Consider the following 5,138-nt stretch of genomic DNA (forward strand, 5'->3'; position numbering starts at 1 on the left):
AAAAGTAAAAGTTAAAAAAAGAAAGAATTTATACATATATCTTGTGTCTTATTTTGAAACGTAATACAATATATAGAGAAATCAAGAACAACATATAGAGAATATAGATTTGAGAGGGAGGGTCGGAAATGTTAGTTGCATATGATTCTATGACAGGAAACGTGAAGCGTTTCATTCACAAATTAAATATGCCGGCCGTTCAAATTGATGAAGATCTAGTAATAGATGAAGACTTTATTCTTATTACGTATACAACAGGTTTTGGAAATGTACCAGAACGTGTTTTAGACTTTTTAGAGCGCAATAATGAAAAATTAAAAGGCGTATCTGCAAGCGGCAATCGTAACTGGGGAGACATGTTCGGTGCAAGTGCTGACAAGATTTCTACTAAATATGAAGTGCCTATTGTATCAAAATTTGAGTTATCTGGAACAAATAACGATGTAGAATATTTTAAGGAAAGGGTGCGGGAGATTGCGACACATTGAACTGAATAATGAAATCACGCAAATGCAGGACGGTTTTTATCAGCTTCATAAAGATAAAGAGGCATTAGAAGTCTTTATGGAAGAAGCTAGAGAGAATACCGTTCCTTTTAATAGCGTGGCAGAGCGAATGGAGTATATGAAAGAACATGATTACTATTACAACGTTCTGGACGAGTATAGCTTGGAGGAAGTAGAGGAAGTATATAACATCGCTTATGGTGAAAACTTCGAGTTCCAATCTTATATGGCAGCATCTAAGTTCTACAAAGATTATGCGTTAAAAACGAATGATCAAAAACAATACTTAGAAAGCTATGAAGATCGTGTAGCAATTGTTTCATTATACTTAGGACGCGGTGATGTTTCGAAAGCAAGACAATTCGCAAGCATGATTGTAAAACAAAACTACCAACCAGCGACACCAACCTTTTTAAATGCGGGAAGAAGCAGAAGAGGAGAAATGGTGTCTTGTTTCTTGTTAGAGATGGATGATAGCTTAAATTCAATTGGCTTTAACATTAATACTGCGATGCAATTATCAAAAATCGGCGGGGGAGTAGCTTTAAACTTATCTAAGCTACGCGCACGTGGTGAGCAAATTAAAGGTATCGACAACGCTGCAAGTGGCGTAGTACCTGTTATGAAATTGCTTGAAGATTCGTTTTCATATGCGAATCAGCTTGGCCAACGAAAAGGTGCCGGTGCAGTATATTTAAACATTTTCCATTGGGATATTATTGAATTCCTTGATACAAAAAAAATAAATGCCGATGAGAAGAGCCGTATTCAGTCTCTATCAATCGGAATTATCGTTCCAAGTAAGTTCTTTGAGCTTGCTGAGAAAAACGAACCTTTCCATGTTTTCGCGCCTTATACGGTTTATAAAGAATATGGCAAGCATTTAGATGATATTGACATTGATGAAATGTACGATGAATTAATGAGCAATCCGAAAGTGAAGAAGAAGCCACTAGATATTAGTGCACGTGATATGCTTATTAAAATCGCTATGATTCAGCTTGAGTCTGGTTACCCATACTTAATGTTTAAATCAAATGCAAATAATCAACATCCATTGAAGGATATTGGAACTGTGAAGATGTCGAACTTATGTACAGAAATCTTCCAGCTTCAAGAAACTTCAGAAATAAATGATTACGGTACAGATGACATTATCCGTCGTGATATTAACTGTAACTTAGGATCGTTAAATATCGTAAACGTAATGGAAAATAAAGAAATTCGTGAAGCAGTTCATGCGGGAATGGAAGCTTTAACAGCTGTTTCTGATATGACGATTATTCCGAATGCACCAACTGTGAAAAAAGCAAATGACGAGCTTCATTCAGTTGGACTTGGAGCAATGAACTTACACGGATATTTAGCAAAAAATAAAATCGCTTATGAAAGTGCAGAAGCGAAAGAATTCGCTCGTACATTCTTTATGATGTTAAATTACTATTCTATTGAGAAAAGTATGGAAATCGCTACAGAAAAAGGCGAGACATTTAAAGACTTCGATAAATCTGATTATGCGAATGGCACATACTTCGAAAAGTATGAAACGACAGATTACAGTCCTGTAACTGAAAAAGTTCAGCAACTATTTGAAGGAATTCATATTCCGACAAAAGAAGATTGGACAAGTTTAAAAGAGCAAGTGCAGAAGAATGGTTTATACAACTCATATCGTCTTGCCATTGCTCCAACACAATCAATCAGTTACGTTCAAAATGCAACTTCAAGCGTAATGCCGATCGTAAGTCAAATCGAATCAAGAACATATGCGAATGCGACAACATATTATCCAATGCCGTATTTATCAAAAGATACGTTCTGGTACTATAAATCTTCTTACGATATGAATCAGTTTAAATTAATTGATTTAATCGCAGAAATTCAAGAACATATTGACCAAGGAATTAGTACAATTCTTTACGTTAATAGTGATATTTCAACACGTGAATTAGCACGTTACTACATCTATGCACATAAAAAAGGCTTAAAGAGTCTGTATTATACGAGAACACGTAAATTAAGCGTGGAAGAGTGTGTGGCTTGTACCGTTTAATATAAAAAGTGAGACATGATGAGCAGGGTTTTCTGAACCCTGCTCATGCTTAGTTATCATATTTAGAGAAGGGGCGATTTAATGCGTGCGGTAAACTGGAACAAAAAAGAAGATGATTTTAGTTTAATGTTTTGGAAGCAAAATATCGCTCAGTTTTGGACAGAAGAGGAAATCGCGGTATCTTCTGACAAAAATACTTGGGCACAATTATCAAAAGAAGAGCAGATTGTTTATAAGCGTGTATTAGGTGGTTTAACACTTTTAGATACGAAACAAGGCGGCGAAGGTATGCCTCTTGTACTTGTTCATCTTGAAAATTTACAAGCGAAAAGTGTATTAGCTTTCATGGGTGCTATGGAAGAAGTACATGCGAAGAGTTACAGTCATATCTTTACAACGTTAGCTACTGAAGAAGAAATTGATGATATTTTTGAATGGGTAGATACTCATCCATTACTTGAGAAAAAGGCCGGTATTATTACTGGTTACTATCGTCGTTTGCTAAAGCCTGAAGTAACGAAAAAAGAGTTATACATGGCAATGGTAGCAAGTGTGTTCTTAGAAAGTTATTTATTTTATAGTGGATTCTTCTATCCGCTTTACTTAGCTGGTCAAGGAAAACTAACAGCAAGTGGTGAGATTATCAACTTGATAATTCGTGATGAGTCAATTCACGGCGTATTCGTCGGTATTTTAGCACAACAAATCTTCGCAGAACTTTCTGCAGAAGAGCAACAAGAAGTGCAAAAAGAAACACAAGAGTTATTAATGGAACTATATGAAATTGAAATGGCCTATACAGAAGAAATTTACACTTCTATCGGTCTTGTAGAAGATGTAAATCGTTTCGTTCGTTACAATGCGAATAAAGGGCTTATGAACTTAGGACTTGAGCCGAAGTTTGAAGAAGAAGAAATTAACCCAATCGTTTTAAATGGTTTACGTACAGATACGAAAAACCATGATTTCTTCTCTGTAAAAGGAAATGGTTACGTAAAAGCAACGAACGTTGAAAAGTTAGCTGACGATGACTTCGTGTTTAACTTTTAATATAGGATTATAAAGAAAAGCTGTCTTAAGACAGCTTTTCTTTATAATTTTGTTTACATAACACTATTATTTTTGTATAGCGATTTATATTTGGGAAGTTCTATTCGGTTAACGGATAGAACTTTTTTGTAATTAAATGGGTATTTACAAACCTTTTGTATCAGTGTATTATTTAACTAGTACACCGATACAAAAGGAGGGAAGAAATGAAAATAGAGTTTTCTCCAAATACACCAATTTACATTCAGGTAATGGAATACATAAAAAAAGAAATCGTAACAGGACATTTATTGCCTGGTGATAAAATTCCCTCTGTCCGTGAATTAGCGAGTGAATTACAAGTTAATCCAAATACGATTCAGCGTACATTTCAAGAGCTAGAACGGGATGGAGTTGTTGTAACACGTAGAGGAATGGGACGGTATGTAACGAATGAAGGGGAGAAAATTATGGAGCTGCGAAAAGAGATGGCGAAAGAATTACTTCATTCTTTTATAGATGGAATGGACAATTTAGGTTTTTCAGAAGAAGAAATTCTTACAATTCTTCGTTCTTCATTACATGATAAGAGGGAGGAGAGCCAATGACAGAGCTATTGAAAATAGAAAACTTATGGAAGAGATACGGATTAAAAGCAGTGATCCGTGAATTAAACATAGAGATTACGGAAGGGAAAATCGTTGGGCTTGTTGGAGATAACGGGAGCGGGAAAACGACGTTATTGAAAATGATTGCAGGCTTGCAACACCCTTCTGAAGGTAGTATTACAATAGACGGTAAAAAGGTAGGATTACAGACGAAAGAAATCGTTTCATTTATGTCCGATAAGCCAGTCTTTGATGATTGGATGACTGTAAAAGATGCTTTATTTTTTTACCGAGATTTTTATAAAGACTTCGATATTCAAAAAGCGGTAGATACGATTGCAGAATTTAAAATACCGTTAGAAGAAAAAATTACAGCATTGTCAAAAGGTATGGTTGAGAAGCTGCAGATTATTTTAACGTTTTCTCGAAAAGTGAAGCTATACGTACTGGATGAGCCGTTGGGCGGGATTGATCTTGTTTCTAGAGAACATGTACTTGAGCTAATACTTAAATTTTATCGTGAAGATTGTACGCTACTTATATCGACTCATTTAATAAGAGAAATCGAAAATATATTCGATGAAGTAATCTTTTTGAAAGATGGAGAAATAATATTGCATGAAAATGTGGAAGAACTACGATTTCAAAAGGGTAAAGCAGTACATGAGCTGTTTAAGGAGGCCTATGAGAAATGAGTCAGCTTTTTCGTTATCTGTATAATTGTAATAAGAGAAAGATAGCCATTATTTACTTTGGTTTTATTACAGTTTCATTCATTCTTTTATTTAATATGAAAGGAGTTTCAGGAGTTAGAATTTCAGGTAGGCAAGATATAATTATTATTATATTCTTTATCGTACTAGGTATAAATGGATTTGCAATTCTTTTAACAGGTATATCGTCTTTTCGGAAAATGTTAAAAAACTCTATGCTACGTTATAC

General features: G+C 34.9%; 5 protein-coding genes and 1 pseudogene. All 6 read left to right on the forward strand.

Annotation, left to right across the window (positions count from 1 at the left end; translation table 11 throughout):
• Positions 1-128: 128 nt before the first annotated feature.
• On the forward strand, positions 129-488 hold the full coding sequence (gene nrdI, locus ABWK52_RS22380; RefSeq protein WP_000959447.1) for a class Ib ribonucleoside-diphosphate reductase assembly flavoprotein NrdI: 360 nt from the start codon (positions 129-131) through the stop codon (positions 486-488).
• Entirely contained in the window at positions 475-2,559 is a 2,085-nt protein-coding gene (nrdE, locus tag ABWK52_RS22385; RefSeq protein WP_001215839.1) for a class 1b ribonucleoside-diphosphate reductase subunit alpha, read from the forward strand. Before nrdI ends, nrdE begins: the two co-directional genes overlap by 14 nt.
• Positions 2,560-2,640: 81 nt before the next feature.
• Positions 2,641-3,609, forward strand: coding sequence for a class 1b ribonucleoside-diphosphate reductase subunit beta (gene nrdF, locus ABWK52_RS22390; protein WP_098541376.1), 969 nt, complete (start codon positions 2,641-2,643; stop codon positions 3,607-3,609).
• A gap of 206 nt (positions 3,610-3,815) precedes the next feature.
• Positions 3,816-4,196 carry a GntR family transcriptional regulator gene (locus ABWK52_RS22395; protein ID WP_000687512.1) on the forward strand — a complete coding sequence of 127 codons (381 nt, stop codon included), beginning with the start codon at positions 3,816-3,818 and terminating at the stop codon, positions 4,194-4,196.
• Positions 4,193-4,891: an ABC transporter ATP-binding protein gene (locus ABWK52_RS22400; protein WP_000137748.1), complete on the forward strand. Its 699-nt coding sequence runs from the start codon at positions 4,193-4,195 to the stop codon at positions 4,889-4,891. Before ABWK52_RS22395 ends, ABWK52_RS22400 begins: the two co-directional genes overlap by 4 nt.
• Positions 4,888-5,138, forward strand: a pseudogene (locus ABWK52_RS22405) (ABC transporter permease); the annotation flags it as partial. The gene ABWK52_RS22400 and the pseudogene ABWK52_RS22405, both read left to right, overlap by 4 nt.

The sequence above is a fragment of the Bacillus sp. AP50 genome, assembly GCF_040492675.1.
Taxonomy (GTDB): Bacteria; Bacillota; Bacilli; order Bacillales; family Bacillaceae_G; genus Bacillus_A; species Bacillus_A cereus.

Coding starts and splice junctions, on each gene's coding strand:
- nrdF (WP_098541376.1), top strand. CDS start 2,641: ATGCGTGCGGTAAACTGGAACAAAAAAGAAGATGATTTTAGTTTAATG.
- ABWK52_RS22400 (WP_000137748.1), top strand. CDS start 4,193: ATGACAGAGCTATTGAAAATAGAAAACTTATGGAAGAGATACGGATTA.
- nrdI (WP_000959447.1), top strand. CDS start 129: ATGTTAGTTGCATATGATTCTATGACAGGAAACGTGAAGCGTTTCATT.
- ABWK52_RS22395 (WP_000687512.1), top strand. CDS start 3,816: ATGAAAATAGAGTTTTCTCCAAATACACCAATTTACATTCAGGTAATG.